This window comes from Faecalimonas sp. LCP19S3_D12 (genome assembly GCF_052121495.1).
Lineage (GTDB): Bacteria > Bacillota > Clostridia > Lachnospirales > Lachnospiraceae > Faecalimonas.
The window spans coordinates 1-25,462 of sequence record NZ_JBQKED010000026.1 but is presented as its reverse complement, the minus strand read 5'-3'; the positions used below and the strand labels follow the sequence as shown (position 1 = coordinate 25,462).

23 protein-coding genes are annotated in these 25,462 nt (G+C 41.4%); 4 read left to right on the top strand and 19 right to left on the bottom strand.

The window, feature by feature from the left end; all coding sequences use genetic code 11:
* The first annotated feature begins 174 nt into the window (after positions 1 to 174).
* Positions 175 to 1,554, top strand: a complete 1,380-nt coding sequence (locus ACTQXY_RS09340; protein ID WP_441659236.1) for an aldehyde dehydrogenase — start codon at positions 175 to 177, stop codon at positions 1,552 to 1,554.
* Positions 1,555 to 1,620: 66 nt separating this feature from the next.
* Here the strand turns inward: ACTQXY_RS09340 and ytvI are convergent, their stop codons facing one another.
* From ytvI to ACTQXY_RS09300, 8 genes are all read right to left on the bottom strand, one after another.
* Positions 1,621 to 2,739 (bottom strand): sporulation integral membrane protein YtvI, encoded by a 1,119-nt coding sequence (ytvI, locus tag ACTQXY_RS09335; RefSeq protein WP_441659235.1) that lies wholly within the window; start codon positions 2,737 to 2,739, stop codon positions 1,621 to 1,623.
* Positions 2,740 to 3,342 carry a ribosome biogenesis GTP-binding protein YihA/YsxC gene (yihA, locus tag ACTQXY_RS09330; protein ID WP_441659234.1) on the bottom strand — a complete coding sequence of 201 codons (603 nt, stop codon included), beginning with the start codon at positions 3,340 to 3,342 and terminating at the stop codon, positions 2,740 to 2,742. It lies immediately after the preceding gene.
* Positions 3,332 to 5,668, bottom strand: coding sequence for an endopeptidase La (gene lon / locus ACTQXY_RS09325; RefSeq protein ID WP_441659233.1), 2,337 nt, complete (start codon positions 5,666 to 5,668; stop codon positions 3,332 to 3,334). The genes yihA and lon overlap by 11 nt, the downstream gene beginning before the upstream one ends.
* A gap of 58 nt (positions 5,669 to 5,726) precedes the next feature.
* Positions 5,727 to 6,980 carry an ATP-dependent Clp protease ATP-binding subunit ClpX gene (gene clpX, locus ACTQXY_RS09320; protein WP_441659232.1) on the bottom strand — a complete coding sequence of 418 codons (1,254 nt, stop codon included), beginning with the start codon at positions 6,978 to 6,980 and terminating at the stop codon, positions 5,727 to 5,729.
* Positions 6,981 to 7,055: 75 nt separating this feature from the next.
* Complete coding sequence (clpP, locus tag ACTQXY_RS09315) at positions 7,056 to 7,637, bottom strand: ATP-dependent Clp endopeptidase proteolytic subunit ClpP (protein WP_441659231.1); 582 nt, start codon at positions 7,635 to 7,637, stop codon at positions 7,056 to 7,058.
* Positions 7,638 to 7,667: 30 nt separating this feature from the next.
* Positions 7,668 to 8,954 carry a trigger factor gene (tig, locus tag ACTQXY_RS09310; RefSeq protein ID WP_441659230.1) on the bottom strand — a complete coding sequence of 429 codons (1,287 nt, stop codon included), beginning with the start codon at positions 8,952 to 8,954 and terminating at the stop codon, positions 7,668 to 7,670.
* Between the two features lie 90 nt (positions 8,955 to 9,044).
* Positions 9,045 to 9,722, bottom strand: coding sequence for a hypothetical protein (locus ACTQXY_RS09305; protein WP_004613641.1), 678 nt, complete (start codon positions 9,720 to 9,722; stop codon positions 9,045 to 9,047).
* 8 nt (positions 9,723 to 9,730) lie between these two features.
* Positions 9,731 to 10,288 (bottom strand): DJ-1 family glyoxalase III, encoded by a 558-nt coding sequence (locus ACTQXY_RS09300; protein ID WP_441659229.1) that lies wholly within the window; start codon positions 10,286 to 10,288, stop codon positions 9,731 to 9,733.
* A 147-nt stretch (positions 10,289 to 10,435) separates the two neighbouring features.
* Between ACTQXY_RS09300 and ACTQXY_RS09295 the strand changes: the two genes are divergently transcribed.
* Positions 10,436 to 10,885: a CYTH domain-containing protein gene (locus tag ACTQXY_RS09295; RefSeq protein WP_441659228.1), complete on the top strand. Its 450-nt coding sequence runs from the start codon at positions 10,436 to 10,438 to the stop codon at positions 10,883 to 10,885.
* A gap of 36 nt (positions 10,886 to 10,921) precedes the next feature.
* Here ACTQXY_RS09295 and ACTQXY_RS09290 read toward each other — a convergent pair whose 3' ends face one another.
* The 11 genes from ACTQXY_RS09290 to ACTQXY_RS09240 all read right to left on the bottom strand — a co-directional run bounded on the left by ACTQXY_RS09290 (position 10,922) and on the right by ACTQXY_RS09240 (position 22,585).
* A complete protein-coding gene (locus ACTQXY_RS09290) occupies positions 10,922 to 12,130 on the bottom strand; it encodes an aspartate kinase (protein WP_441659227.1) in 1,209 nt (402 codons plus the stop codon).
* A 9-nt stretch (positions 12,131 to 12,139) separates the two neighbouring features.
* Positions 12,140 to 13,342 (bottom strand): cofactor-independent phosphoglycerate mutase, encoded by a 1,203-nt coding sequence (locus ACTQXY_RS09285; protein WP_441659226.1) that lies wholly within the window; start codon positions 13,340 to 13,342, stop codon positions 12,140 to 12,142.
* 28 nt (positions 13,343 to 13,370) lie between these two features.
* Entirely contained in the window at positions 13,371 to 14,585 is a 1,215-nt protein-coding gene (locus ACTQXY_RS09280) for a homoserine dehydrogenase (RefSeq protein WP_441659225.1), read from the bottom strand.
* Between the two features lie 7 nt (positions 14,586 to 14,592).
* Positions 14,593 to 15,036 carry an ACT domain-containing protein gene (locus tag ACTQXY_RS09275; protein ID WP_044987663.1) on the bottom strand — a complete coding sequence of 148 codons (444 nt, stop codon included), beginning with the start codon at positions 15,034 to 15,036 and terminating at the stop codon, positions 14,593 to 14,595.
* A protein-coding gene (gene prfB / locus ACTQXY_RS09270; RefSeq protein WP_441659224.1) for a peptide chain release factor 2 occupies positions 15,036 to 16,146 on the bottom strand; the annotation gives its coding sequence in 2 pieces (ribosomal slippage) (positions 15,036 to 16,082 and positions 16,084 to 16,146; 1,110 coding nt in all). The genes ACTQXY_RS09275 and prfB overlap by 1 nt, the downstream gene beginning before the upstream one ends.
* 18 nt (positions 16,147 to 16,164) lie before the next feature.
* Positions 16,165 to 18,729 (bottom strand): preprotein translocase subunit SecA, encoded by a 2,565-nt coding sequence (secA, locus tag ACTQXY_RS09265; RefSeq protein ID WP_441659223.1) that lies wholly within the window; start codon positions 18,727 to 18,729, stop codon positions 16,165 to 16,167.
* Positions 18,730 to 18,832: 103 nt separating this feature from the next.
* Positions 18,833 to 19,600: a phosphoribosylformimino-5-aminoimidazole carboxamide ribotide isomerase gene (gene hisA / locus ACTQXY_RS09260; protein WP_441659222.1), complete on the bottom strand. Its 768-nt coding sequence runs from the start codon at positions 19,598 to 19,600 to the stop codon at positions 18,833 to 18,835.
* Positions 19,601 to 19,690: 90 nt separating this feature from the next.
* Positions 19,691 to 19,984, bottom strand: coding sequence for a hypothetical protein (locus ACTQXY_RS09255; protein ID WP_441659221.1), 294 nt, complete (start codon positions 19,982 to 19,984; stop codon positions 19,691 to 19,693).
* A 123-nt stretch (positions 19,985 to 20,107) separates the two neighbouring features.
* Positions 20,108 to 20,866: a 4-hydroxy-tetrahydrodipicolinate reductase gene (gene dapB / locus ACTQXY_RS09250; RefSeq protein ID WP_441659220.1), complete on the bottom strand. Its 759-nt coding sequence runs from the start codon at positions 20,864 to 20,866 to the stop codon at positions 20,108 to 20,110.
* Positions 20,867 to 20,986: 120 nt separating this feature from the next.
* Positions 20,987 to 21,871, bottom strand: a complete 885-nt coding sequence (gene dapA, locus ACTQXY_RS09245; RefSeq protein WP_441659219.1) for a 4-hydroxy-tetrahydrodipicolinate synthase — start codon at positions 21,869 to 21,871, stop codon at positions 20,987 to 20,989.
* An 84-nt stretch (positions 21,872 to 21,955) separates the two neighbouring features.
* Positions 21,956 to 22,585, bottom strand: a complete 630-nt coding sequence (locus tag ACTQXY_RS09240) for a single-stranded DNA-binding protein (RefSeq protein WP_004613627.1) — start codon at positions 22,583 to 22,585, stop codon at positions 21,956 to 21,958.
* Between the two features lie 261 nt (positions 22,586 to 22,846).
* Between ACTQXY_RS09240 and typA the strand changes: the two genes are divergently transcribed.
* Both typA and hpf read left to right on the top strand, forming a co-directional pair.
* Entirely contained in the window at positions 22,847 to 24,670 is a 1,824-nt protein-coding gene (gene typA / locus ACTQXY_RS09235; RefSeq protein ID WP_441659218.1) for a translational GTPase TypA, read from the top strand.
* Between the two features lie 140 nt (positions 24,671 to 24,810).
* Positions 24,811 to 25,347 (top strand): ribosome hibernation-promoting factor, HPF/YfiA family, encoded by a 537-nt coding sequence (gene hpf, locus ACTQXY_RS09230; protein ID WP_004613625.1) that lies wholly within the window; start codon positions 24,811 to 24,813, stop codon positions 25,345 to 25,347.
* The last annotated feature ends 115 nt before the right edge of the window (positions 25,348 to 25,462 follow it).

Here is a 25,462-nt window from a genome sequence, read left to right as displayed (position 1 = left end):
TGTGTTTTTTTAGTGCGCTTCATTATAACAAATCGACTATAATTTTAAAAGCTTTTTCTATTCATTTGTACATTTTAATACTTTTTTTGTACAATTCAATATTTTTTTCTGACATTCCTCCCTTGCCTTCTTCTATAGTTAGAGGTATCATAAAACAAGCAGGAGGAACCTTAAATGACACCAAATGAAATCAAACAAATTATTGACCGGCAGCATGCATTTTTTCATACAGGAGCAACACTCGATGTCTCTTATCGATTAGACTCACTTCGCCGTCTGCGAGACTGTATCACTCGCCATGAGGCAGATATCAACAAAGCACTCAAAAAAGATCTTGGGAAAAGCGCCTTTGAAACCTACATGTGCGAGACCGGACTTGTACTGAGTGAGATCAGCTACATGCTGAAACACACACGCTCTTTTGCAAAAGAAAAACGCGTCCACACACCACTCGCTCAGTTTCATTCGAAAAGCTATCGAAAACCTTCGCCTTATGGCGTATGTCTGATCATGAGTCCCTGGAATTACCCATTCCTTTTGACGATTGACCCTCTGGTTGACGCAATTGCCGCAGGAAACACAGCCGTTATTAAGCCAAGTGCCTACTCTCCTTACACAAGCGCGCTTATACAGAAGATGATACATGAATGTTTTGCACCGGAGTATGTCTCGGTCGTGACCGGCGGTCGCACAGAAAATACGTGTCTCCTAAATGAACGTTTTGACTACATCTTCTTTACAGGAAGCCAGTCTGTCGGAAAGGAAGTGATGCGGCAGGCAGCCACTCATCTGACACCGGTCACATTGGAACTCGGCGGGAAAAGTCCCTGTATTGTAGAAAAGACTGCCAATCTGAAACTGGCAGCCAAACGTATCATATTTGGGAAATTTTTAAATTGCGGTCAGACATGCGTCGCACCGGATTACATTTATTGCGACAAGGAGATCAAAGACTCGCTCATTCAAGAATTAAAGAAACAGATTGTCAGACAATTTGGAAGCACACCGCTTGCCAATGCAGATTACGGGAAAATCATCAACGCAAAGCATTTTTCACGTATTTTGACCCTCATAGACACAGAAAAAACAGTGTGGGGCGGAAAATTCGATTCTGATACGTTACAGATTGAGCCGACATTACTTGACCGTGTCACATTCAAAGATGCTGTCATGCAAGAAGAGATTTTCGGACCAGTTCTCCCAATTGTGACTTACGATTCTCTTGACCATGCAATCGCAAAGATTAATTCCATGCCGCATCCGCTTGCACTTTATCTATTTACATCTGACCAAAAGATTGCCAAAAAAGTCACTGCGCGGTGCAGTTTTGGTGGCGGATGCATCAATGATGTTGTCATTCACCTTGCCACAAGTGAAATGGGATTCGGCGGATTCGGAGAAAGTGGCATGGGCGCTTATCACGGAAAGGACGGTTTTGACACGTTCTCCCACTATAAAAGCATTGTAGATAAGAGGACTTGGCTGGATCTTCCGATGCGCTATCAACCCTACAAGAAAACCAATGAAACTTTGCTTCGCTTTTTCTTAAAATAAGAAAACAGCTGCACTTAGAGTCAATGATTCTCTAAGTCAGCCTTTTTTCTTATCTGCAATATTTTCTTACTCTCTTAAACTCATAACTCCTTTGATCAATATCTTCACATCATCTAATATATAATCAAATGCCCCTGCTTTATACATATTAATCACAATCATCCCAACCGGGACTGCAAAAATCATGCCAAGCAGACTGCCCACTTTATATCCTACAAAAAGTAACACAAGCGCTACCAAAGGCTGCATCCCAAGTCCATCTCCTACAAGCTTCGGCTGAATCAGCTGCCTTACAAGCTGAGTTACTCCATACAGTACAAGCAGCATGATTGTCATCTTATAATCACCACTTAACACTTTGTACACTGCCCAAGGCCAAATTGCCGTTCCTGTTCCAAACACCGGAAGAAAATCAAGAAATGCAATCAAAATCGCTAAAAGTGCCGAATAATTGACTTGCATAATCTCAAATCCAATAAACAGAATCACGCCCACTACGATCATAATCTTAAACTGTGCTTTAAAATAGCCTCCCACTGCATATTTTAAATTGTCGATAACCAAAGTCATCCTCTGTTGAATCGGCTTTGGAGTAATCTTTTTGAACCACATAATCACTTCGTCACGCTCTGCAATAAAAAAGTATGCTGCCACAATAGTCACAATGGTTGATACCAAAATTGACGGAATACTCTTCGCCAGATTCCCCGCCGCTTCCACCGTCGGCTCACTGATATTACCAATCAATTTTCCCATTGTGCTGTCTAAATTCGCAACCACTGCATTCCACCCAGTCTGTATCCCTTCCGGAAGCAGATTAAAGATACCTTGAAAACTATCACCAATATCTTTTAATCCCTTTTCCAGTTCACCATACATCTGCGGAAAATTTGCAATCAGGCTCCCCAGCTCATCTGCCAATTTGCTGATGCCAAAGTACAGTGCACTGACCACCCCTGCCAAAACTGCAATGATAATAATTGCGGATCCTAGTTTTTTTACAATCTTCAACCGTTTTTCTAACCAGCACACAAGTGGATTCGCAATAAAAGCAATAAACCATCCGATGACAAACGGCATAAAAAACCACAACAATTTTATTCCTATGACGATAAATAAAATAGTTCCTATCAGGCTGAAAGCCAGACTTACGATTACTTTCCAATATGGACGCGTATCTTCCATTTACTCCACCTCGGTTTCATTCAGAAAATTCTTTTCCACCAATTCCCAAATTTCTTCTCTTCCCTGTTTTGACACGGATGAGAATGGTATGATCTGTGTTCCTGGAACGAGATCAAGTCCCTGCTTGATCATCTTTACATGTTTTGCGACTTGACTTCTTTTTAGTTTGTCCAGTTTTGTCGCAATGATGATCGGATTGTACCCCTGTGACACAATCCACTCATACATCATCTTATCATTTGCAGATGGATCATGTCGGATATCAATCAGCAAAAATACTGCTTTCAACTGTTTCGAGCTGTGTAAATAGCGTTCAATCAGTTTTCCCCACTGTATTTTTTCTTTCTCAGAAACTTTTGCATATCCATATCCAGGCAAATCTACTAAATACATTATATCATTAATATTATAGAAATTGATAGTCTGAGTTTTTCCCGGCGTCGCTGATGTACGCGCAAAAGACTTTCGATTCATCAACGCATTGATCAATGAAGATTTCCCTACATTTGATTTTCCGGCAAATGCAATCTCTACTTTGTCTGTCTCCGGAAGCTTACTCGTAATTCCACATACAATTTCCAAATCAATACTCTTAATTTTCATTTTCGTTTTCCTCATATATTAATGCAGTTTTCAAAACTTCATCCATATAGCTTACCGGAATAATTTCCAGTCCTCTTGTAATCTCGGATGAAATCTCTTCCACATCTCGCATATTTTTTTCTGGTACCAATACAGTCTTTACTCCTGCGCTTTTGGCTGCCAAAAGCTTTTCTTTTAATCCTCCGATTGGAAGCACTCTTCCACGCAGTGTAATCTCTCCTGTCATCGCCACATCCGCTCTGACTTTCGTATTCGTGATTGCGGAAATCATCGCCGTCGCCATTGTGATACCTGCAGACGGACCGTCTTTTGGAACAGCACCTTCAGGAATATGAATATGGATATCGTGCTTTTTAAAGAAATCTTCCGGAATCTTATATTTTTCTCCCACAGAACGGATATAGCTGATTCCTGTCCGTGCAGACTCTTTCATCACATCTCCAAGCTGTCCTGTCAATAGGATCTCGCCCTCTCCCGGCATAATATTGACCTCTGTCTGAAGTGTATCTCCACCGACACTTGTCCATGCAAGACCTCTCACGATACCTATTTCGTCTGTCTCATTTATCATCTGATACGAATATTTCTCTTTTCCCAGATATTTCTCCAAATTTCGTTCTGTTACACGAATGCTACTTTTGCCTGTCTCCAAAATCTCTCGTGCTGATTTTCTACAGATATCTCCAATTTTACGCTCCAGCTGTCTGACTCCTGCTTCTTTTGTATAGTTTCTCGCAATTTTCCAGATAGCACCTTTGCTGATTTTTAACTGCTCCGGTGTCAGTCCATGTTTTTGGAGCTGCTTTGGAAGCAGATGCTGCGTTGCAATATGCATCTTCTCATTTTCTGTGTAACTACTGATCTCAATGACTTCCATACGGTCTAATAACGGTCTTGGAATTGTCTGAAGCGAATTTGCTGTCGTCACAAACAATACCTCAGACAGATCAATCGGTACTTCCAGATAATGATCTCTAAATTTTACATTCTGCTCACTGTCCAACACTTCCAACAGCGCAGAAAACGTATCTCCCTTATAATCATTGCTCACTTTGTCGATCTCGTCAAGCAAAATCAGCGGATTTTTTACACCAGACATCTTAAGTGCATTCGCAATTCTTCCCGGCATTGCTCCCACATATGTTTTCCGGTGTCCTCGAATCTCTGCTTCATCCCTCACACCGCCAAGTGAAATCCGTGTATACGGTTTTTTTAATGATTTGGAAAGCGATCGTGCAATTGAGGTCTTTCCGGTTCCCGGCGGACCAACAAGACAGAGGATCGGACTTTCTCCTTTCTTTGTTAGAGAACGGACAGCGAGAAATTCCAAAATTCTTTCTTTCACAGCCTCCAGTCCATAGTGTTCGTCCTCCAACACCTGTTTTGCATATGCAATATCAGTATTGTCCTTTTCCCTCTTGTCCCACGGCATCTCCAACATTGTCTCAATATAAGTGCGGATAACCCCATTTTCTGCCGAACTGTTCATCGCACTTTTAAAACGATGAATTTCTTTCATCAGCTTCTCTTTAATTTCCTTGGACGCCTTTAATTTTTTTGTAGCAGTCTCAAACTCCTCCGCATCCGAAAGCATATTGTCCTCTCCAAGCTCTTGACGAATCACTTTCAACTGCTCTCTCAATATAAATTCTTTCTGATGTCTGTCAATGCGTTCTTTGACTTTTCCCTGAATCTCTTCTTTGAGATGCATCACTTCCATCTCATTGGCAATCTTAAATGCCAACACTTCGTAGCGTCTGTTCAAATCTGTCTCTTCCAAAACATCCTGTAAACTCAAATAATCAAGCGGGACATTCGCAGCGATCTGATTCACCAACCCCAGAAATGTCTTTTCATCTGCGACCTGTGTAATAACATCCTTCGGGATTTTCCCATTTTTCATCGCATATTCTAAAAATAATTCCTGAATATTCTTCGCTCTTGGATTATCTACGACTTCCTGCTCATCCTGCGGCTCTTCAATGACTTCCACCTGAGCATTTAAATACCCTTCTTCCTTCTCAAAAGAAATGAGTGTTGCCCGCTCTTCTCCGGTCACCAACACTCTAAGCATATTCTTTGATAACTTAATAACCTGCTTGATCGTTCCGATTGTCCCAATCTCAAATACATCCTTTAATTCTGGATCCTCTATATTCAACTCTCTTTGCGCAACAAGAAATACCTGTTGTTCTTCGCCTTGCATAACTTGTTGAATTGCCTGGATGGAATAGGCACGGCTCACATCAAAATGTACCACCATCTCCGGCATGATTGTCATTCCCCTTAAGGCAACCATAGGTATATTCCGTATCTGTTTTTCCATATTTCCTCCTTATTCAGGGACGGGGGTAATGTAACATTACCCCCGTCCCCAATTTACATTATGCACTTTCTGACGTAAGGGTCTCGGAATTGTAAACCGGATCTGCTGTCCCTTCTACGGCTTCTTTTGTAATTCGACAAGTTTTTATGCGATCATTAGACGGTACGTGATACATTGTATCCATCATGACATTCTCCATAATCGCACGTAACCCTCTCGCTCCTGTCTTTCTCGCCAATGACGTGTCTGCAATCTTTTCCAATGCTTCTTTGTCAAACTCTAATTCAACGCCATCAAGTTCCAGCAATTTCTGATACTGTTTCACAATAGCACTCTTTGGCTCTGTTAAAATACGAATCAACGCATCTCTGTCAAGCACCTCCAATGTGACGTTGACCGGAACACGTCCTACTAATTCTGGAATCAGACCAAACTTCACCAAATCCTGCGGCAATACCTGACTTAAAAGTCTGTCCACATTATCTTCATGGTGATTGCCCACTTCCGCATTAAATCCCATTGATTTTCTGTCCATACGCGTCTCAATAATCTTATCCAGACCTTCAAACGCTCCACCACAAATAAATAAAATATTTGTCGTGTCAATCTGTATCAACTCCTGGTGTGGATGCTTTCTTCCACCCTGTGGCGGTACCGATGCCACTGTTCCTTCTATAATTTTAAGAAGCGCCTGCTGAACTCCTTCTCCCGATACATCTCTTGTAATAGACGGATTCTCTGACTTTCTTGTAATCTTGTCAATCTCATCAAGATATATGATACCGTGCTCCGCACGTGCAATATCACCGTCTGCTGCCTGAATAATCTTCAGAAGAATATTCTCCACATCTTCTCCTACATATCCTGCCTCTGTGAGTGCTGTTGCATCCGCGATCGCGAATGGCACATTTAAAATCTTAGCCAGTGTCTGCGCAAGCAACGTCTTTCCACATCCTGTCGGTCCAAGCATCAAAATATTACTTTTCTGCAACTCGACCCCAAGATCTTTTTCTGCCATAATTCTTTTATAATGATTGTACACTGCCACTGACAACACTTTCTTTGCCTCGTCCTGTCCAATTACATACTCATCCAAAAAAGATTTGATCTCCTCTGGTTTTAAAAGATTGATATCCTGAAAATCAGATGGATTCTCATATGCAAGTTCTTCTTCAATAATCTCTGCACACACGTCCACACACTCATCACAAATGTAGGCTCCATTAGGTCCCGCAATCATCTTGCGCACCTGCGCCTGCGTCTTATTGCAAAATGAACATCTTACAATTTCTTCTCCTATCTTTCCTGCCATACTCTCACCTCGTCTCTCCACTTTCATACGATGGAAAGGGGGTGCCCAAATTAAGCATCCCCTCTTCCAGTTACATTAATGGCTGGTAATCACTTCGTCTACCAGTCCGTATTCTTTTGCTTCCTGTGCTGACATAAAGTTATCACGTTCTGTGTCTGCCTGAATCTTCTCAAGACTTTGCCCTGTATTTTCTGCCAAAATCGTATTCAACTTCTGTCTTGTCTTTAAAATATGTTCTGCTGCAATCTGAATCTCTGTCGCCTGTCCCTGTGCTCCGCCTAATGGCTGGTGAATCATGATCTCTGCATTCGGAAGGGCATATCTTTTGCCTTTCTTTCCGCCTGACAATAAGAATGATCCCATACTTGCAGCCATACCAATACAAATTGTGGATACGTCACATTTGATATACTGCATTGTATCATAGATAGCCAAACCTGCTGATACGGAACCGCCTGGGCTGTTGATATAAAGATGAATATCTTTCTCCGGATCTTCACCTTCTAAAAATAGCAGCTGGGCAATAATTACACTTGCTGATGCATCAGTTACCTCTTCCCCCAAAAAGATAATTCTTTCCTTCAGTAATCTTGAATAAATGTCATATGAACGCTCGCCGCGGCTTGTCTGTTCAATGACATAAGGTATTACGCTCATGTATATGCCTCCTTAAAAAATATAATGTTTTTATTCTTCTACAGCATTATCCGCTAAGAATGTCACAGCTTCCTGAACAGCTAAATCCATCTTCATCTGTTCTTTCTCATTTTCTCCCATGAATTCTTTTAATTTTTCTACTTCCATCTTGTAAGCTTCTGCCATCTTCGCTAATTCTTCATCAAGCTTTTCATCTGTGATCTCGATGTTTTCAGCTTTTACAATTGCTTCGAGTACAAGTCTTGTCTCAATGCGTTTTACAGCCTGCGGTCTCAATTCTTCCATCATCTTCTCAGCTGTCATTCCTGTAAACTGGAAGTACTGCTCCATAGAAAGTCCCTGCTGCTGAATTCTCTGTGCAAAATCCTGAGCCATCTGATTTACCTGTGTATCGATCATTGCCTCTGGAATCTCCATTGTTGCGTTTGCAACAGCTTTTTCTACAACCTGATCTTCTTTCTTTCTATTACCGTCTGCAATCTTCTGTTCTTTGATTTTTGCTTTGATATCTGCTTTGTAAGCATCTAATGTGTCAAACTCAGATACTTCCGCTGCAAATTCATCATCTAATTCAGGAAGTTCTTTTGCTTTGATCTCATGTACTGTACATTTGAACACTGCTGCTTTTCCTGCTAAATCTTCTGAATGATATTCTTCCGGGAATGTCACATTCACTTCTACTTCTTTTTCTGCTTCAGCGCCGATTAACTGTTCTTCAAATCCCGGAATGAAAGATCCTGAACCGATTGTCAATGGATAGTTCTCACCTTTTCCACCTTCGAATGCAACACCGTCAACAAACCCTTCGAAGTCTAACACTACTTCGTCTCCGTCCTGCACTGCACGGTCTTCCACTACAACTGTTCTGGCATTCTTTTTCTGTTCTTCTTCTAATTTCGCATCAACCTCTTTTGCTGTTACTCTGTTAGAAACTTTATCTACCGAAAGTCCTTTGTATTCTCCTAAAGTTACTTCTGGTTTTACAGCAACTTCTGCTGTGAAGATAAATGGTTTTCCTTTTTCTAACTGTACTACTTCTACTTTTGGCTGTGAAACGATATCTAATTCACATTCGTCATATGCTTTTCCGTATGCTGTTGGAATCAATGCATTCGCTGCATCTTCGTAGAAGATCTCTGCTCCATACATCTTTTCAATCATCTGACGCGGCACTTTCCCTTTACGGAATCCAGGCACGCTGATTTTATTTCTCTGTTTTAAATATGCACCCTGAATTGCTTTTTCTAATTCTTCAGCGGAAACTTCGATTGTAAGTTTCGCCATATTTTTTTCCATGTTTTCTACTTGTAAACTCATTACTATTTCCTCCTTATATATGTGAGAAGTCCCCAGACTTATCTACACTAACGCTCATTCCAAGATTATATCACAATACTTTCTAAATTACTAGCCTTGAATTTCATCTAAACGCAGTATTTTCGTAATAAATGAGGAAATCTCATCCTCCTTCATTGAAAACACATTTTTGTCATTGCTTTTGACTTTGAAGACGATTGTCTCTGTCTCACCGTACTGCATATTCTGATATGCTGTTTCTAAAAGTTCATAAGAACGGTTCAGAAATTCGCTTTGCATCTGGGCATTAATCTCTTCTTTTGTCCCTTGATATTCTCCGTTCTCCGCCTTTTGTTTCAGATTTTCTGACTCTGTCTGAATCGATGTGATAAACTGTAAAAATACATCTGACGGCTGAAATTCCACACTGACATCATATTCCTTGCGGCTGATCTTCTCCGCTTCATTTACCTGATATTTCATAGCGCCGAAAATCTCTTTGCACAGGTCTACAAACTTCTTCTCAAGTTCCGAATCTATCTCGACACCATTTGTGATGTAATCCGAAACAAAACTTTCAATGCCTTCATCATACTGTTTCAGCAATTCCTTTTTGGACGTATCCTCCAGAATCTCTTCCGCCTCGGTGACATCTCCCAAAAACCGCTGGTTCAGAATCGCGCGGACATATCCCTGTGCATCAAAATCTCTGAGCAGTCCTATGCATACAATTCCTACCAGTACAATGATCACTGCAATCGCAGCTACTGTCCCTTTTTTTGATTTCATAGTTCCTCCTATTTACATTGATAGATGACAGAGTCTTTGATCTCCTCCGCCTTTTCCTTGTTCAAAAGAAGTGCGATCAGCGCAAGTGAAAAATCAATCGCTGTCCCCAGACCTCTGCTTGTAATGATAAAATCAGACACAACAACAGAATCTTTCACTACCTCTGCTCCGAAAAGCTCCGCCTCTTTGCTCGGATAAGAAGTCGCCTTTCTTTCTTTTAAAAAGCCCATCTTTCCGAAAATACTCGGCGCCGCACAGATTGCCGCAATATATTTTTTCTCTTCATAGTATTTTTCCAATACATTTTTCACGCCTTCGTGTTCTTCCAAATGAATCGTTCCAGGCATTCCGCCCGGCAGTACAACCATGTCCTGCTCCTCATAATCCATTTCTTCAAATAATTTATCTGCCTGAACACAAATATCATGTGAACCGCGAATCTGCAATTTACCTGTAATCGATACTGTTGTCACAAAAATTCCTGCTCTTCTTAGCAAATCCACAACAGTCAGTCCTTCAATCTCTTCAAACCCATCTGACAAAAATACACAAACCTTTTTTTCCATGGTTTCCCTCCTTTCCTTCGTCACAGCTCACTCCACGGCTGATGTGTGAACTGTAACTTGCATTTTAACAAACTTATGAAAAAAAAGCAAATCCGTTTACATTTCCCTTGACCTGTATTACTATAAAAGCATCTGGAGGTATCTATTATGGAAATTGAACGCAAATATTTAATCAGCTCCCTGCCGGAGCATCTCGAACAATATCCCCATCGTCAGCTCGAACAGGGATATTTATCCACATCTCCTGTCGTGCGTGTGCGAAAAGACGATGACAAGTATGAGTTGACCTACAAATCTAAAGGACTTATGGTTCGTGAAGAACACAATCTTCCACTCACAAAGGAATCCTATGAACATCTGCGCACTAAAATCGACGGCAGACTGATCAGCAAAAAGCGCTACTGCATCCCTTATGGCATATACACCATTGAATTAGACATTTTTGAGGGCGATCTTGCACCGCTTGTTCTCGCCGAGGTAGAATTTCCTACCGAGCAGGAAGCGAATGCATTCACCCCACCGGACTGGTTCGTCGAAGATGTCACTTTCTCACCTCTTTACCACAACAGTTTTTTAAGTCAACTTCAGCACAAATAAAGGACGGAAACTCTTCCGTCCTTTACTTCACATATTTTATTCTGCAAGATCAAATTTTTCGTGGATTGCACGCACCGCTTTGTCAATCTCTGACTCCTCTACCAGTACCGTGATTCGAATCTCAGATGTAGAAATCATATTAATATTAATTCCGTAATTAAACAACGCCTCAAACAATTTGGATGCAACTCCCGGATTTGTCATCATTCCTGCGCCCACGATTGAAACTTTTGCCACACCTTCATTGTGTGTAATATTCTTAATCGTCAAAGGCTCTTTGTTCTCTTCCAATATAGCAAGTGCATCTTTCAGGTCATCCTGCGAAACCGTAAATGAAATATCCTTTGTTCCGTCACGTCCTACGGACTGAAGGATAATATCTACATTAATATTATTTTTCGCAAGTTTGTTGAATATTTTAAACGCAATACCCGGTCTGTCTTCCACTCCAATCACTGAAATTCTGGCTGTATTCTTATCCGCAGCCACACCGGTAATTAACATTTTCTCCATTTTTACTACCTCCTTGACAACCGTTCCTTCTGATTCATTCAAGCTTGAACGCACAACCATCGGAACACTGTATTTTTTCGCCATCTCCACGGAACGATTGTGCAGAACTTTTGCACCTGCCGTTGCAAGTTCCAGCATCTCATCATATGTAATCTCTGAGAGTTTTCTTGCATTCGGAACAATTCTAGGATCTGCCGTATAGACACCATCTACATCTGTATAAATCTCGCACAAATCTGCGTGCAATACTGCCGCAAGTGCTACCGCTGTCGTATCAGAACCGCCTCGTCCAAGTGTGGCATAATCATCGTATTTCGTAATTCCTTGAAATCCTGTCACAATTACGATCTTTCTGGAATCCAATTCATGATTGATGCGGTCTGTGTCAATTCTCTTAAATCTGGCATTTCCGTATCTGGAGGTACAGTTCATCCCTACCTGAAATGCATTCAATGACACTGCCGGCACATCCATCGCATGCATAGCCATTGCCATGAGCGAAACTGAGACTTGCTCGCCTGTTGTCAAAAGCATATCCAATTCTCTTTTGTTTGCATTTGGATTGATATCATTTGCGAGTGCAAGCAAATCATCTGTCGTATCTCCCATTGCCGAAAGAACAACCAAAACACTGTGTCCTTTTTTATAATCTTCAATGCAGCGTCTTGCAACATTGTAAATTCTCTCTTTATTCGCGACGGATGTTCCGCCGAATTTCTTTACAATTAACATGGTTACCTCCTATATCTCTAACAGGCAGTCAATCAGACGATAGCCTTCTATCCAGACAATTCCGCTTTCTTTTGCGGTCTTTTCACTATATTCTTCCTGACTTCCCAATTCTTTTCTGCTGTCATAAAGCAGATATGGAACCGGATCTTTTGTATGTGTCCGAACTCGAATCGGCGTTGGATGATCCGGAAGAACCAATATTCGATAATCTTCGCCCGCTTTTTCTAATGCTTCTACAATAAGCCGTGTCACTCGCTTATCAAGATACTCGATTGATTCTATTTTCTCATTCAGCAATCCCTGATGTCCCATCTCATCCGGTGCCTCCACATGCACATAAGCAAAATCATATCCATGCTTCAAAAGTGCATCTGCCGCTGCATTTGCCTTTCCTTCATAATTCGTATGAAGTCCACCATTGGCTCCTTCCACCAAAATCGTATCCATCTCAGACCCAACTGCAAGTCCTTTCAGCAGGTCCACCGCTGAGATCATAACACCTTTCTTTCCTGTCTTGTCTTCAAAAGACATCAGATTCGGCCTTGTGCCTGCTCCCCAGAACCATGCAGAATTCGCCGGATTGAGCCCCTGCTCTTTTCTTTTCTGATTCAGAGGATGCGCAGACAATATCTCATAACTTTTCTTCATCATATCACAGAACACTTCATTTTCCGGCAGATACTCTCCGATTTTCTTCGTCAAAATGTCATGCGGCGGAGTCAGCTTTATCACTTTTCCTTCCTCCCACACAAGCAAGTGACGGTAACTCGTTCCCACGTAGAACTCATATCCTTCTCTTTCCAGCCCTTCCTTCAGTGCTTCCATCAAAACTGCAGCATCCTCAGTACTGATCTCGCTGGAGCTGTGATCCACCATTCTCTTTTCTTCATAACAGCTTTCTTCTTCCGAAAGTGTTACCAGATTACACCGAAATGACACATCTGTCTTTTTCATATCCACTCCGATGCTGAGCGCCTCAAGTGGCGAGCGGCCTGTATAATAAATCTTTGGATCATATCCAAGCACTGACAGATTTGCCGTATCACTTCCCGGGCTCATTCCTTCCGGAACCATATAGGCAAGTCCTACCTCACCTTTCTTTGCAAGTCTGTCCATCGTTGGTTTATCTGCTGCTTCAAGCGGTGTCTTCCCCGACAATTTTTCAATCGGTTCATCCGCCATCCCATCTCCTAAGACTATGATATATTTCATTCCACTGCGCCTCCTTACCCTTTTGACTTTATTCTTTTACCCGGAGCATTTTTTGAATCTGAGGATATTTTTCTGCACCTCTTTCAAAATCGCCCTCTTTCATAACTGATGTCACGAAACCAAATTCACCTTCCACACCTTCAGGTTTTATAACTGTAATCTCTCCAAAAGTCTGTTCCAATTCTTCTTTTAACGCCTCTGTACCTTTTACGCGTACAAAGAAACGATTTTCTCGCTCACTTTTGTCTTCTAAAACCATTTTTTCCTCTGACCAGACTGTCATCATACTCTGTCTCGGATATTTTGCCGCTTCAATAACATCAGCCACAACTGCGCTTGCAGTCGGGAGTTTTCCTGCTCCGCTTCCATAGAACATGGCATCTCCAAGCATATTTCCTTTTATAAAAATCGCATTAAATACATCTTCTACATTGTAAAGCGGATGTTTTTTCCCTAAAAGACAAGGTGCCACAACTGCTCCTAATCTTTCGCCGTTCTTTCTGCAGGTTGCAAGCAGCTTGATCTTCATTCCCATCGCCTTTGCATACTGCATATCCCGCAAAGTAATATCGGTGATTCCTTCCGTATAAATGTCCTCAAACTCCACTTGTTTCCCGCAAATCAAAGAAGATAAAATTGCAATCTTTCTGCATGCATCGTGACCATCCACGTCTGCACTCGGGTCACGCTCTGCATATCCCATCGTCTGAGCTTCCTTCAGCACTGCATCATAATCTGCATCTTCATGATACATCTTACTAAGCATATAGTTGGTCGTACCGTTCAAAATTCCGGTAATCTCCTCAATATCATCCGCCGAAAGTGACGTATTCAAAGGACGGATAATCGGAATACCCCCGCCAACACTCGCCTCAAATAAGAAATTCAAATTCTTTTCTTTTGCAATCGCAAGCAGCTCTGCACCATGCTTTGCCACAAGCGCTTTATTGGAGGTCGCCACACTTTTCCCCGCCAAAAGACTTTTCTTTACAAAGGTATATGCCGGTTCAACTCCTCCCATTACTTCTACCACGACTTTGACCTCTTCATCATTTACAATCTCTTCAAAATCATGTACAATCAATTTTTCTATAGGACTTCCCGGAAATTCTTTCAAATCCAAAATATATTTAATTTCTAAAGAATCCCCTATTTTTTGATTGATTAAATCTCGGTTTGTCTGAATTACTTCCACGACTCCGGATCCAACTGTTCCATATCCTAATACTGCTATTTTTGTCATATCGTACTTACTCCCTGCCTACAATTTTCAAATAGTGAACACCTTGATTTTCCTCTATCTCCGCAACCATATCGGATATATTTCCGGTTGTGGATAAGATCTCTACACTCAAAGTCAAAGTCGCCACTCCGTTCAGTGGAATACTCTGATGTATAGTCAGTATATTCGCACCGTATTCTGCGACATCTCTCAAAATTTCAGCAAGAAGCCCTGGTGTGTCATCCATCTGCACCACCAGGGTAATCGTCTGTCCTTTTTCATTTTCATGAAACGGGAAAATATCGTCTTTGTATTTATAAAAAGAACTCCTGCTAATTCCAATCTGATCTGTTGCTTCCTGTATCGTCAATCCTCTCTCAGACGCCAGCAGTCTCTTTGCTTCCACCACTTTGATAAGGACTTCCGGCAACGCTTTTTTCTTGACTACAAAGTATTTTGTCTTATCCATGATTACTCCTCCATGCTCTGTGCTTTTAAGTATGCATTCATAAACAGATCAATGTTTCCGTCCAGCACACTCGACACATTTCCGCTTTCTACATTCGTCCGATGATCTTTCACCAATGTATATGGCTGCATGACATAAGAGCGGATCTGATTGCCAAATCCAATTTCTTTTATCTCTCCACGAATGTCTGACACCTTTTCTGCCTGTTCCTGTTCTTTCAGCAGATACAGCTTTGCTTTCAGCATCTGCATTGCCTTCTCTTTATTATTATGCTGTGAGCGCTCATTCTGGCACTGCACTACAATCCCGGTAGGAATATGCGTAATGCGGATTGCCGAAGATGTTTTGTTGACATGCTGACCTCCCGCACCACTTGCCCTGTATGTATCAATCTTCAGATCATCGTCATTGAGTTCAATGTCAATGTCGTCCTCAATATCCGGAACAACATCACAAGACGCAAACGATGTCTGTCGCTTTCCAGCCGCATTAAACGGAGAAATGCGCACAAGACGGTGTACCCCTTTTTCCGACTTGAGATACCCGTAGGCATTCTCTCCATTCACCTGAAACGTGACTGCCTTTAAGCCGGCTACATCTCCGTCCAAAAAGTCTAGCACTTCCACGGAAAATCCTTTTCGCTCCGCCCATCTTGTATACATACGGTACAACATATTCGCCCAATCACAGGACTCCGTTCCGCCTGCTCCTGCATGCAGTGTCACAATTGCATTGTCTTTATCGTATTCCCCGGAAAGCAAGGTCTGAATACGGATCTCCTCATATCCTTGTTGAAATGCAGTCAGTTCACTTTCAATCTCCGGCACAAGACTTTCATCATTCTCATCATATGCCATCTCAATCAAAACACCGATATCCTCATAACTTGTTGTAAGCTGTGATACTTTCTCCAAAAAATCTTTCAGGCTCTTCAGCTCTTTCATGACTATCTGAGAATTTTCCGTATTCTCCCAAAATCCCGGTTCTTCTATCTTTCGTTCTAACTCTTCTACCTGTTTTTCTTTTCCAGACAGGTCAAAGTGAATCCCTCATTTCCTTCAATGGTTCTTCATATGAGTTTAATATACCTTTAAACTGATCTAATTCGACCACATTCTCACCTCTTATTCTCTATTTTCTTCCACAGCACTGTTTGTATTTTTTACCGCTTCCACATGGACAAGGATCATTTGGATAAACTTTCTTTTCCTGACGTTTCTTCGGTTCATGTGCTGCCGTATCGTCTTTATTTGTACCGGTTACTTTTGCAACCTGCTCTCTTTCAACCTTCTGTTCAAGCTGAACATGGAATAGCATGCGCACTGTATCTGCTGCGATTGCCGATGTCATCGCCCCAAACATATCATATCCAACCATCTTGTACTCTACAAGCGGATCTCTCTGCCCATATGCCTGAAGACCGATTCCCTGACGAAGCTGATCCATATCATCAATGTGATCCATCCATTTTGCGTCGATTACCTTCAAAAGAACAACACGTTCAATCTCACGCAGCTGTTCTGGTTCTGGGAACTCAGCCTCTTTTGCCTCATATCCTTTCACCGCACGTTCTTTTAACATCTGTTTCAATTCTTTCTGCGACATCTCTTTTACTTCTTCAAACACTATCGGTTTTAAAAGCAATGATGCATACAGATCACGGTTCAAAGCATCCAAATCCCACTCATCAGATTCTGTATCCGGCGATGCACACGCATCCACTGTGTTCTCCACATACTCCGTAATCATATGATAAATCGAATCTCTCATGCTCTCTCCATCAAGCACACGGCGTCTCTCCTCGTAGATGATCTCTCTTTGTTCATTCATAACCTGATCGTATTCTAACAGATTTTTACGGATTCCAAAGTTATTTCCTTCCAGCTTCTTCTGTGCTTTTTCAATCGCATTAGACAGCATCTTATGCTCAATCTGCTCCCCATCTTCCACACCTAATGTATTAAATACACTCATCAGCTTTTCAGATCCGAACAATCTCAGCAGATCATCTTCCAGAGAAATATAGAATCTGGATTCTCCTGGGTCTCCCTGTCTACCGGAACGACCACGAAGCTGATTGTCGATACGTCTTGACTCATGACGCTCTGTACCGATAATCTTTAATCCTCCGATCGCTTTCGCCTCATCGTCCAACTTGATATCAGTACCACGACCTGCCATATTCGTCGCAATCGTGACTGCACCATGCACACCGGCCTGTGCTACGATCTCAGCCTCCATCTCATGGAATTTTGCATTCAGGACGTTGTGCTGAATACCTCTTTTCTTCAGCATATTACTCAAAAGTTCTGATGTCTCAATTGTAATGGTACCTACAAGTACCGGCTGTCCTGTCTCATGTGCTCTTACGATCTCCTCGATTACCGCTTTGAATTTTTCATCTTTTGTCTTATATACAGCATCGTCCAAATCTTTACGAAGAACCGGAAGATTCGTTGGGATCTCCACTACGTCCATTCCGTAAATATCACGGAATTCTTTTTCTTCTGTAAGGGCAGTACCTGTCATACCACTTTTCTTTTCATATTTGTTAAACAGATTCTGGAATGTGATTGTCGCAAGTGTCTTGCTCTCTCGTTTTACTTTTACATGCTCTTTCGCTTCGATTGCCTGATGAAGACCGTCAGAATAACGACGTCCCGGCATAATACGTCCGGTAAATTCATCTACGATCATAACCTGATCATCCGCCACAACATAATCCTGATCTCTGAACATCAAATTGTGTGCACGAAGCGCCAGAATAATGTTATGCTGAATCTCTAAATGTTCCGGATCCGCAAGGTTCTCGATGTGGAAGAATTTTTCTACTTTCTTCACACCTTCTTCTGTCAGGTTAATATTCTTCTCTTTCTCATTGACGATGAAATCACCTGTCTCTTCGATGTCCTCGCCCATGATAGCATTCATCTTAGAAAATTCGCCGCTTGCCTCACCACGTTCCAGTTGTCTTGCAAGAATATCGCAAGCCTCGTATAACTTCGTAGACTTTCCACTCTGACCGGAAATAATAAGTGGGGTTCTCGCCTCATCGATCAATACAGAGTCGACCTCATCGATTACCGCATAGGTAAGTCCTCTCTGTACTAACTGCTCTTTGTAGATTACCATATTATCTCTCAGATAATCGAATCCAAGTTCATTGTTTGTCACATATGTAATATCACAGTTATATGCCTCACGGCGTTCATCGTTGTCCATCTCATTTAAAACAACGCCTACTGTAAGCCCTAAAAATCTGTGAACTTGTCCCATCCATTCCGCATCACGTTTTGCAAGATAATCATTGACTGTTACAATATGAACTCCATTTCCCGCCAACGCATTCAGATACGCCGGAAGTGTCGATACCAAAGTCTTTCCTTCACCAGTTCTCATCTCCGCAATACGTCCCTGATGCAGTACAATACCACCGATCAGCTGTACACGGTAATGTTTCATATGAAGTGATCTCGACGCCGCTTCTCTTACTGTCGCAAATGCTTCTGGAAGGATATCATCCAATGTCTCCCCGTTTGCCAGTCTTTCTTTAAACTCTTTTGTTTTATCTCTCAACTCTTCATCCGTCAGCTTCTGCATATCCTCGTCCATTGCCTCAATGCGGTCGACAATCGGATAGATTCTCTTTAACTCATGATCACTGTGTGTCCCAAAAATTTTTTCTAATAAGCTCATACTTTACTCCTTATTTACGAATTTACTCTAATCTTCATTTTATCACTATATACATTGCAGTTCAACAAATTTATAAACTGTTCACAAACTCTTTCGCAAATGGTCACATTTTTTTTACGATTTCATATGGAATCTGTCCTCCAAACAAATCTAGCGCACTTCCAATCGTAAAATTTAACTTCCCTTTTCCTGTCCGCCGAAATGCTTCCAAATCTTCCAGACTTCCGATTCCGCCTGCATAAGTAATCGGTATACCATCCCACTTTGCAAGCAGTTCCACAAGCGGCAGTTCCACTCCTGACGATTTCCCCTCCACATCTACCCCATGTATCAGAAATTCATCGCAGTAATCTGAAAGCTGCTCCAATAATGATATCGTCACCTGTACATTGGAGAACGTCTGCCATCGGTTTGTCACAATATAGTAGAAATTCTCTTTTTTTCTGCAGCTTAAATCAAGCACGATCCGCTCTTTCCCGACTGTCTCCTTGAGTTTTTGCAAACTCTTCCACTTCACTTCCCCATCTCGAAAAACATATGATGTGACAATGACGTGACTTGCTCCCGCATCCAGATATTCCTCCGCATTCTCTGCGGTAACTCCTCCACCGATCTGCATCCCTTGCGGATATGCACGAAGCGCCTCCAACGCCTGTTTTTTTGTGGCATCAAAATATTCTGATGTACTTGGATTCAGCAATACAATATGTCCGCCTCGGATATCATCTTTTCGATAGAGATTTGCATAAAACCGCGCATCATATTCCGAGGTGAAATTTGTGATTGCCTGATCCCCTTCATCTTTCAGCGATCCTCCGACAATCTGCCTGACAGCTCCATTATGTATGTCAATACAAGGTCTGAATTGCATATTTCTTCCCCCACTTTTGCAATTTTTCGTTTAGTATAGCATTTTTTGCCCAAAAAAGGAACGCTTTTTCACGTTCCCTTCTATAAATAATTATTTTGTTGCGTCATTTACGTTTTTGTCTGGTGTCTGGTCTGTCATATCCCTGACACCGTCTCTTACATTGTCAACACCTTTTTCCACATCATCAACACCATCTTTCACGGCATTTCCGAGATCATCAATCACACCATCTCCATTGCTGTCTTTTGTTGGATCGGTTGTCGTATTTTTGTCGGTTGTTGTATTGTTTGCCGCATCATCTTTTGTATTGCTTCCACAGCCGGTTGTCGAACAAAGCACTCCAACGCACAGCATACACAAGATTACTTTTTTCAATTTTTTCATTTTTTTACTCCCTTTCTTTCATGTAGTACCATTAAGAATTACTTCTTATCATGTAATATCTGCATTTTTCTCAAATATATACTTCACTTTCCATTGGGAGTTTTTGCCTTTTTTAAACAGTTTTTAAAATTGGATCACATCGCTCATATCGTAAAGACCGGCTCCTTTTCCTTTCAGGAACTTTCCTGCCTCCACTGCACCTTTTGCGAACACCGCTTTCGAATATGCCGTATGTTTGAATTCAATGACTTCATCTTCTCCGGCAAAGATCACCTCATGTTCTCCTACAATTGTGCCACCTCTGACCGCTGAGATTCCGATTTCCTTTTTTTCACGTTTTTGACGTACCTGACTTCTATCATAATTATAGGTATATGCATTCTCCATTACTTCATTCATGGAATCTGCCATTGCAAGTGCAGTTCCGCTCGGTGCATCCACTTTCTGATTATGATGTTTTTCGACAATCTCAATGTCAAATCCTGCCGGTGCAAGCACTTTTGTCGCATCTTGAAGCAACTTTAATAACATATTTACTCCCAATGACATATTTGCAGATTTTAAAACCGCAACTTTCTTGCTTGTCTCTTCTACTTTCTTGAGCTGCTCCTCTGATAACCCTGTTGTGCACAGTACAACCGGAATCTGTTTTTCCACACAATAGTCAAGTAGCCCGTCTACTGCCGCCGCATTCGAAAAATCAATGATTGCATCCGCCTTGACATCACACTTTTCAATACTTTCAAATACCGGATAATCATTCGCAATTCCAGTATAGGCATCTATTCCTGCTGCCATCTCGACATTTGGGTCTTCTTTTACTATTTTACTGATAACTTGTCCCATTTTCCCATTACAGCCATGCATAATCAATTTTGTCATATTCGTTTCCTCCCTGTTCACAGTTATTTATATTATAAAATAACACAAAAAAAGAGAGTTTGCAAAAACAAACTCTCCTGCCTGTACATTCTTTTCCATAAAATCACTGTTCACAGCGATCTATAAAATTCCAAAATCTTTCATCGCTTTTTTTAGCGTTTCCGTATGTGCCTCTGTAAGCTCTGTCAATGGCATACGAAGTCCTCCAACTTCCATTCCCATCAAGTTCATCGCTTTTTTCACAGGAATTGGATTCACTTCACAGAATAACTGCTCAATCAAAGGCAGTGCATTTAACTGTAATTGCATACTTTCTTTTACATCACCTTCAAAGAATTTTGCACAGATGTCGTGTGTCTCTTTCGGTGCGATATTAGACAATACAGAAATCACACCTTTTCCGCCAAGGGACATAATTGGCACAATCTGATCATCATTTCCAGAATACAAGTCGACCTTTCCATCTGTCAGGTTCATAATCTTCGCAACCTGCGAAATATTCCCAGAAGCTTCCTTGATTCCGACAATGTTATCCACATTCTTCACAAGATGCGCAACTGTTGCCGGCTCGATATTGCAGCCTGTTCTGCTTGCCACACTGTACATGATGATCGGCGCTTTGGCTTCATTCGCAACCGCTGTGTAATGTTGAATCAATCCCGCTTGTGTTGCTTTATTATAATATGGAGTGACAAGCAGTAATCCATCTGCTCCATACTCTGACGCCGCTTTTGACAATTCAATTGCTGTTCTTGTACAGTTTGATCCCGTTCCTGCGATAACCGGAACTCTTCCTTTTGTGAAATCAATTGTCTTTTTAATACAGTCCAGATGTTCTTCTTCTGTCATCGTCGCAGACTCACCTGTCGTGCCACAAATCACAATACTGTCTGTCCCGTTATTGCAATGATAATCAATCAATTCTTCTAATTTTTCATAATTAATACTTCCATCTGCATGAAATGGTGTGATAATCGCCACTCCAGCCCCTGTAAAAATAGCCATTCTAGTCCTCCTTACATACCGAGTTCTCAGTTCTCTCTTACAGGATTTTAGCACCATTCACAGGCAATGTCAATGCACGTGAACTCATTCTTCTACACATTCCAGTTTGCTTACAGAAACTTCATATGCAATCCGTTTTTGCGTCTCTGTCTCTGTCAGTTTTTTTATATATTCTCGGCTCTGAATCCGCCCTAATATCTGCACATGTTCTCCGACTTCAAAGCCAGATGCAAATCTTGCATTTCTTCCCCAGCAGATGCATGGTATGTAATCCGATTTCCCGTATGGTCTGTTTACAGCCAACAGAAGATCCGCAATCTCTCTTCCAAGCGGTGTCTTTCTGTAAATCGGTGTTTTGCAGATATAGCCATCTAAAAAGATACTGTTTGTCTTTGCCCCATCAAGCTCTTCTTCCACAAATGTTACCTCTCTTACAAATACAGAAAGCACAAGTCTGTTTTTCTGTTCATCATGGTGATTATAGGAGCGGAATTGCCCTGTTACCATAATGTATTCCCCTGTGTAATCCTGATGCACATCAATCAGTCTCTCTGAGATCATCAGTGGAATACGATCGTCTGAATTGCTCAAACGCTTCACAAGCACCTCCACCATATAAAAGCCTTCCCCGAATACCTCGTGGCTGAATGTAAACTGAGATGCCACCTCTCCCATAATCGTTACCTGGTTGTTTTCAATAATCTTATCTGACATGAATTGTAGTTCTCCCTTCCTCTTCGCAGTATTTTTTAGTCACTACTAAGTCTATTTCTATTTTACACACTTTAGAACATTTTGCCTTAAAAACCGTGCGTCAATTCTCGACACCCTTTCTCGACATTTTCCAATTTCTATATTTCTCACTTAAACTCTTGTATTCTGTTAATAATATGATAAACTATATGAGTTATATTTTAAAACCTTTGCTTTTATGGATATAAAAGCTTTTTGATAACAGAAAGAAGGTATTTTACAATGAAGAAACAAAGAGAAGATATTAGAAATATTGCGATCATTGCCCACGTTGACCACGGTAAGACAACACTGGTAGACGAGCTTTTAAAACAGAGCGGTGTATTCCGCGCCAATCAGGAAGTGGCTGAGCGTGTCATGGATTCCAACGATATCGAGCGTGAACGTGGAATCACTATTCTGGCAAAAAATACAGCCGTATACTATAAAGATACGAAGATCAACATCATCGACACACCTGGACATGCCGATTTCGGCGGTGAGGTAGAGCGTGTCTTAAAGATGGTAAACGGTGTTATCCTTGTCGTAGATGCATTTGAAGGTGCGATGCCTCAGACAAAATTTGTATTAAAAAAAGCGTTGGAGTTACAGCTTCCGGTTATCGTCTGCATCAATAAAATCGACCGTCCTGAGGCAAGACCGGAAGAAGTCATCGACGAGATTTTAGAATTATTCATGGACCTTGACGCATCTGACGAACAGTTGGACTGCCCATTTGTATATGCATCTGCCAAAGCCGGACATGCCATCTTAGATTTAACAGATGAACCGGAAAATATGATTCCATTATTTGAGACAATTTTAGATTATATTCCTGCTCCGGAAGGTGATCCTGACGCCGATACACAGGTTCTTATCAGCACGATCGACTACAATGAATATGTCGGACGTATTGGTATCGGAAAAGTAGACAACGGTACGATCGCCGTAAATCAGGACATGGTTGTCGTAAACGCCCATGAACCGGACAAACAGAAAAAAGTAAAAATCAGCAAATTATATGAATTTGACGGACTCAACAAAGTGGAAGTAAAAGAGGCAACAATCGGCTCGTTCGTTGCAATTTCAGGAATTTCAGATATTTCTATCGGTGACACACTCTGCTCTCCTGAAAATCCGGTTGCAATCCCATTCCAAAAGATCTCAGAACCAACGATTGCAATGCAGTTTATCGTCAATGACAGCCCATTTGCCGGACAGGAAGGAAAATTTGTAACGTCCCGCCACCTGCGTGACCGTCTGCTGCGCGAATTGAATACAGACGTCAGTCTCCGTGTAGAAGAGTCAGAAAACGCAGACAGTTTCCGTGTATCCGGACGTGGTGAACTTCACTTGTCCGTTCTTATCGAAAACATGAGACGTGAGGGATATGAATTTGCAGTAAGCAAGGCAGAAGTTCTCTATAAAAAAGATGAGAACGGCAAACTCTTAGAGCCAATCGAGACTGCATACATCGACGTGCCGGACGAATTTACCGGAACAGTCATCGACAAGTTAAGTCAGCGAAAAGGAGAACTCCAAAATATGAGCGCCTCCAACGGAACAACTACAAGATTGGAATTTTCAATCCCTGCAAGAGGTCTGATCGGATACCGTGGGGAATTCATGACAGACACAAAAGGAAATGGAATTTTAAATACTGCATTTGACGGCTACGCACCATATAAAGGAGACATTCAGTATCGCAAACAAGGTTCTCTGATTGCTTTTGAAACTGGCGAATCTGTTACTTACGGATTGTACAGCGCTCAGGAACGAGGTACTCTCTTTATCGGAGCCGGAGAAAAGGTATATTCCGGAATGGTCATCGGACAGAACGGAAAAGCTGAAGATATTGAACTGAACGTATGTAAGACAAAACATTTAACAAACACTCGCTCTTCCGGTGCCGATGATGCGCTCAAGCTTACAACTCCACGTATTTTAAGTTTGGAAGAAGCGCTTGATTTTATCGATACCGACGAGCTGTTAGAAGTAACACCACAGTCACTTCGTATCCGTAAAAAAATTCTGGATTCCAAGATGAGAAAAAGAGGAAAACTATAGTTTTCGAGTTTTTTCTTATTTTAGCTTTATTTGTCAGTTTTTTTATATTATTTTTAGAATTTTCTCGTTATTTTTATTGCATGTCCCATCATTTGGTTGTATAATAAGACCATAAAATATATCGCAAAGGGGTTGGAGACATGAACTATATTATTAGCGGCAAAAATATCGATGTAACACCTGGTTTAAAATCAACCATCGAGCAAAAATTAGGAAAACTGGAAAGGTATTTCACTCCTGATACTGAAATTATCGTGACACTCAGTGTTGAAAAAGAGCGTCAGAAAATTGAGGTAACTATCCCTGTCAAAGGTCACATTATTCGTTCCGAACAAGTGAGTGACGATATGTATGTATCTATTGACTTAGTGGAAGAAGTAATTGAACGTCAGCTTCGCAAGTATAAGAACAAATTAATTGCAAGACAGCAGGAAGGCGGGAACTTCCAATCAGAATTCTTCGAGGCAGAGCAGGATACTTCTAACAACGATGAGATTAAGATTATTCGTACAAAACGTTTTGGAATCAAGCCTATGTTCCCAGAAGACGCATGTGTTCAGATGGAACTGCTTGGACATAACTTCTTCGTATTCAGCAATGCTGAGACAGATGAAGTGAACGTTGTTTACAAACGTAAGAACAACACATACGGTCTGATTGAACCGGAATTCCAATAGAAGATAAAAAATAGGCTTCGCCTATTCAGCTCCCCTTCCCCTCAATCTTGAGGGGTTAGGGGGTTTCTTTTTCTTCCTTTTTCCTGCATAATAGACTTATGAATATCTTACAAAG

Coding starts and splice junctions, on each gene's coding strand:
- ACTQXY_RS09340 (WP_441659236.1), top strand. CDS start 175: ATGACACCAAATGAAATCAAACAAATTATTGACCGGCAGCATGCATTT.
- ytvI (WP_441659235.1), bottom strand. CDS start 2,739: ATGGAAGATACGCGTCCATATTGGAAAGTAATCGTAAGTCTGGCTTTC.
- yihA (WP_441659234.1), bottom strand. CDS start 3,342: ATGAAAATTAAGAGTATTGATTTGGAAATTGTATGTGGAATTACGAGT.
- lon (WP_441659233.1), bottom strand. CDS start 5,668: ATGGAAAAACAGATACGGAATATACCTATGGTTGCCTTAAGGGGAATG.
- clpX (WP_441659232.1), bottom strand. CDS start 6,980: ATGGCAGGAAAGATAGGAGAAGAAATTGTAAGATGTTCATTTTGCAAT.
- clpP (WP_441659231.1), bottom strand. CDS start 7,637: ATGAGCGTAATACCTTATGTCATTGAACAGACAAGCCGCGGCGAGCGT.
- tig (WP_441659230.1), bottom strand. CDS start 8,954: ATGAGTTTACAAGTAGAAAACATGGAAAAAAATATGGCGAAACTTACA.
- ACTQXY_RS09305 (WP_004613641.1), bottom strand. CDS start 9,722: ATGAAATCAAAAAAAGGGACAGTAGCTGCGATTGCAGTGATCATTGTA.
- ACTQXY_RS09300 (WP_441659229.1), bottom strand. CDS start 10,288: ATGGAAAAAAAGGTTTGTGTATTTTTGTCAGATGGGTTTGAAGAGATT.
- ACTQXY_RS09295 (WP_441659228.1), top strand. CDS start 10,436: ATGGAAATTGAACGCAAATATTTAATCAGCTCCCTGCCGGAGCATCTC.
- ACTQXY_RS09290 (WP_441659227.1), bottom strand. CDS start 12,130: ATGTTAATTGTAAAGAAATTCGGCGGAACATCCGTCGCGAATAAAGAG.
- ACTQXY_RS09285 (WP_441659226.1), bottom strand. CDS start 13,342: ATGAAATATATCATAGTCTTAGGAGATGGGATGGCGGATGAACCGATT.
- ACTQXY_RS09280 (WP_441659225.1), bottom strand. CDS start 14,585: ATGACAAAAATAGCAGTATTAGGATATGGAACAGTTGGATCCGGAGTC.
- secA (WP_441659223.1), bottom strand. CDS start 18,729: ATGAGCTTATTAGAAAAAATTTTTGGGACACACAGTGATCATGAGTTA.
- hisA (WP_441659222.1), bottom strand. CDS start 19,600: ATGCAATTCAGACCTTGTATTGACATACATAATGGAGCTGTCAGGCAG.
- ACTQXY_RS09255 (WP_441659221.1), bottom strand. CDS start 19,984: ATGAAAAAATTGAAAAAAGTAATCTTGTGTATGCTGTGCGTTGGAGTG.
- dapB (WP_441659220.1), bottom strand. CDS start 20,866: ATGACAAAATTGATTATGCATGGCTGTAATGGGAAAATGGGACAAGTT.
- dapA (WP_441659219.1), bottom strand. CDS start 21,871: ATGGCTATTTTTACAGGGGCTGGAGTGGCGATTATCACACCATTTCAT.
- ACTQXY_RS09240 (WP_004613627.1), bottom strand. CDS start 22,585: ATGTCAGATAAGATTATTGAAAACAACCAGGTAACGATTATGGGAGAG.
- typA (WP_441659218.1), top strand. CDS start 22,847: ATGAAGAAACAAAGAGAAGATATTAGAAATATTGCGATCATTGCCCAC.
- hpf (WP_004613625.1), top strand. CDS start 24,811: ATGAACTATATTATTAGCGGCAAAAATATCGATGTAACACCTGGTTTA.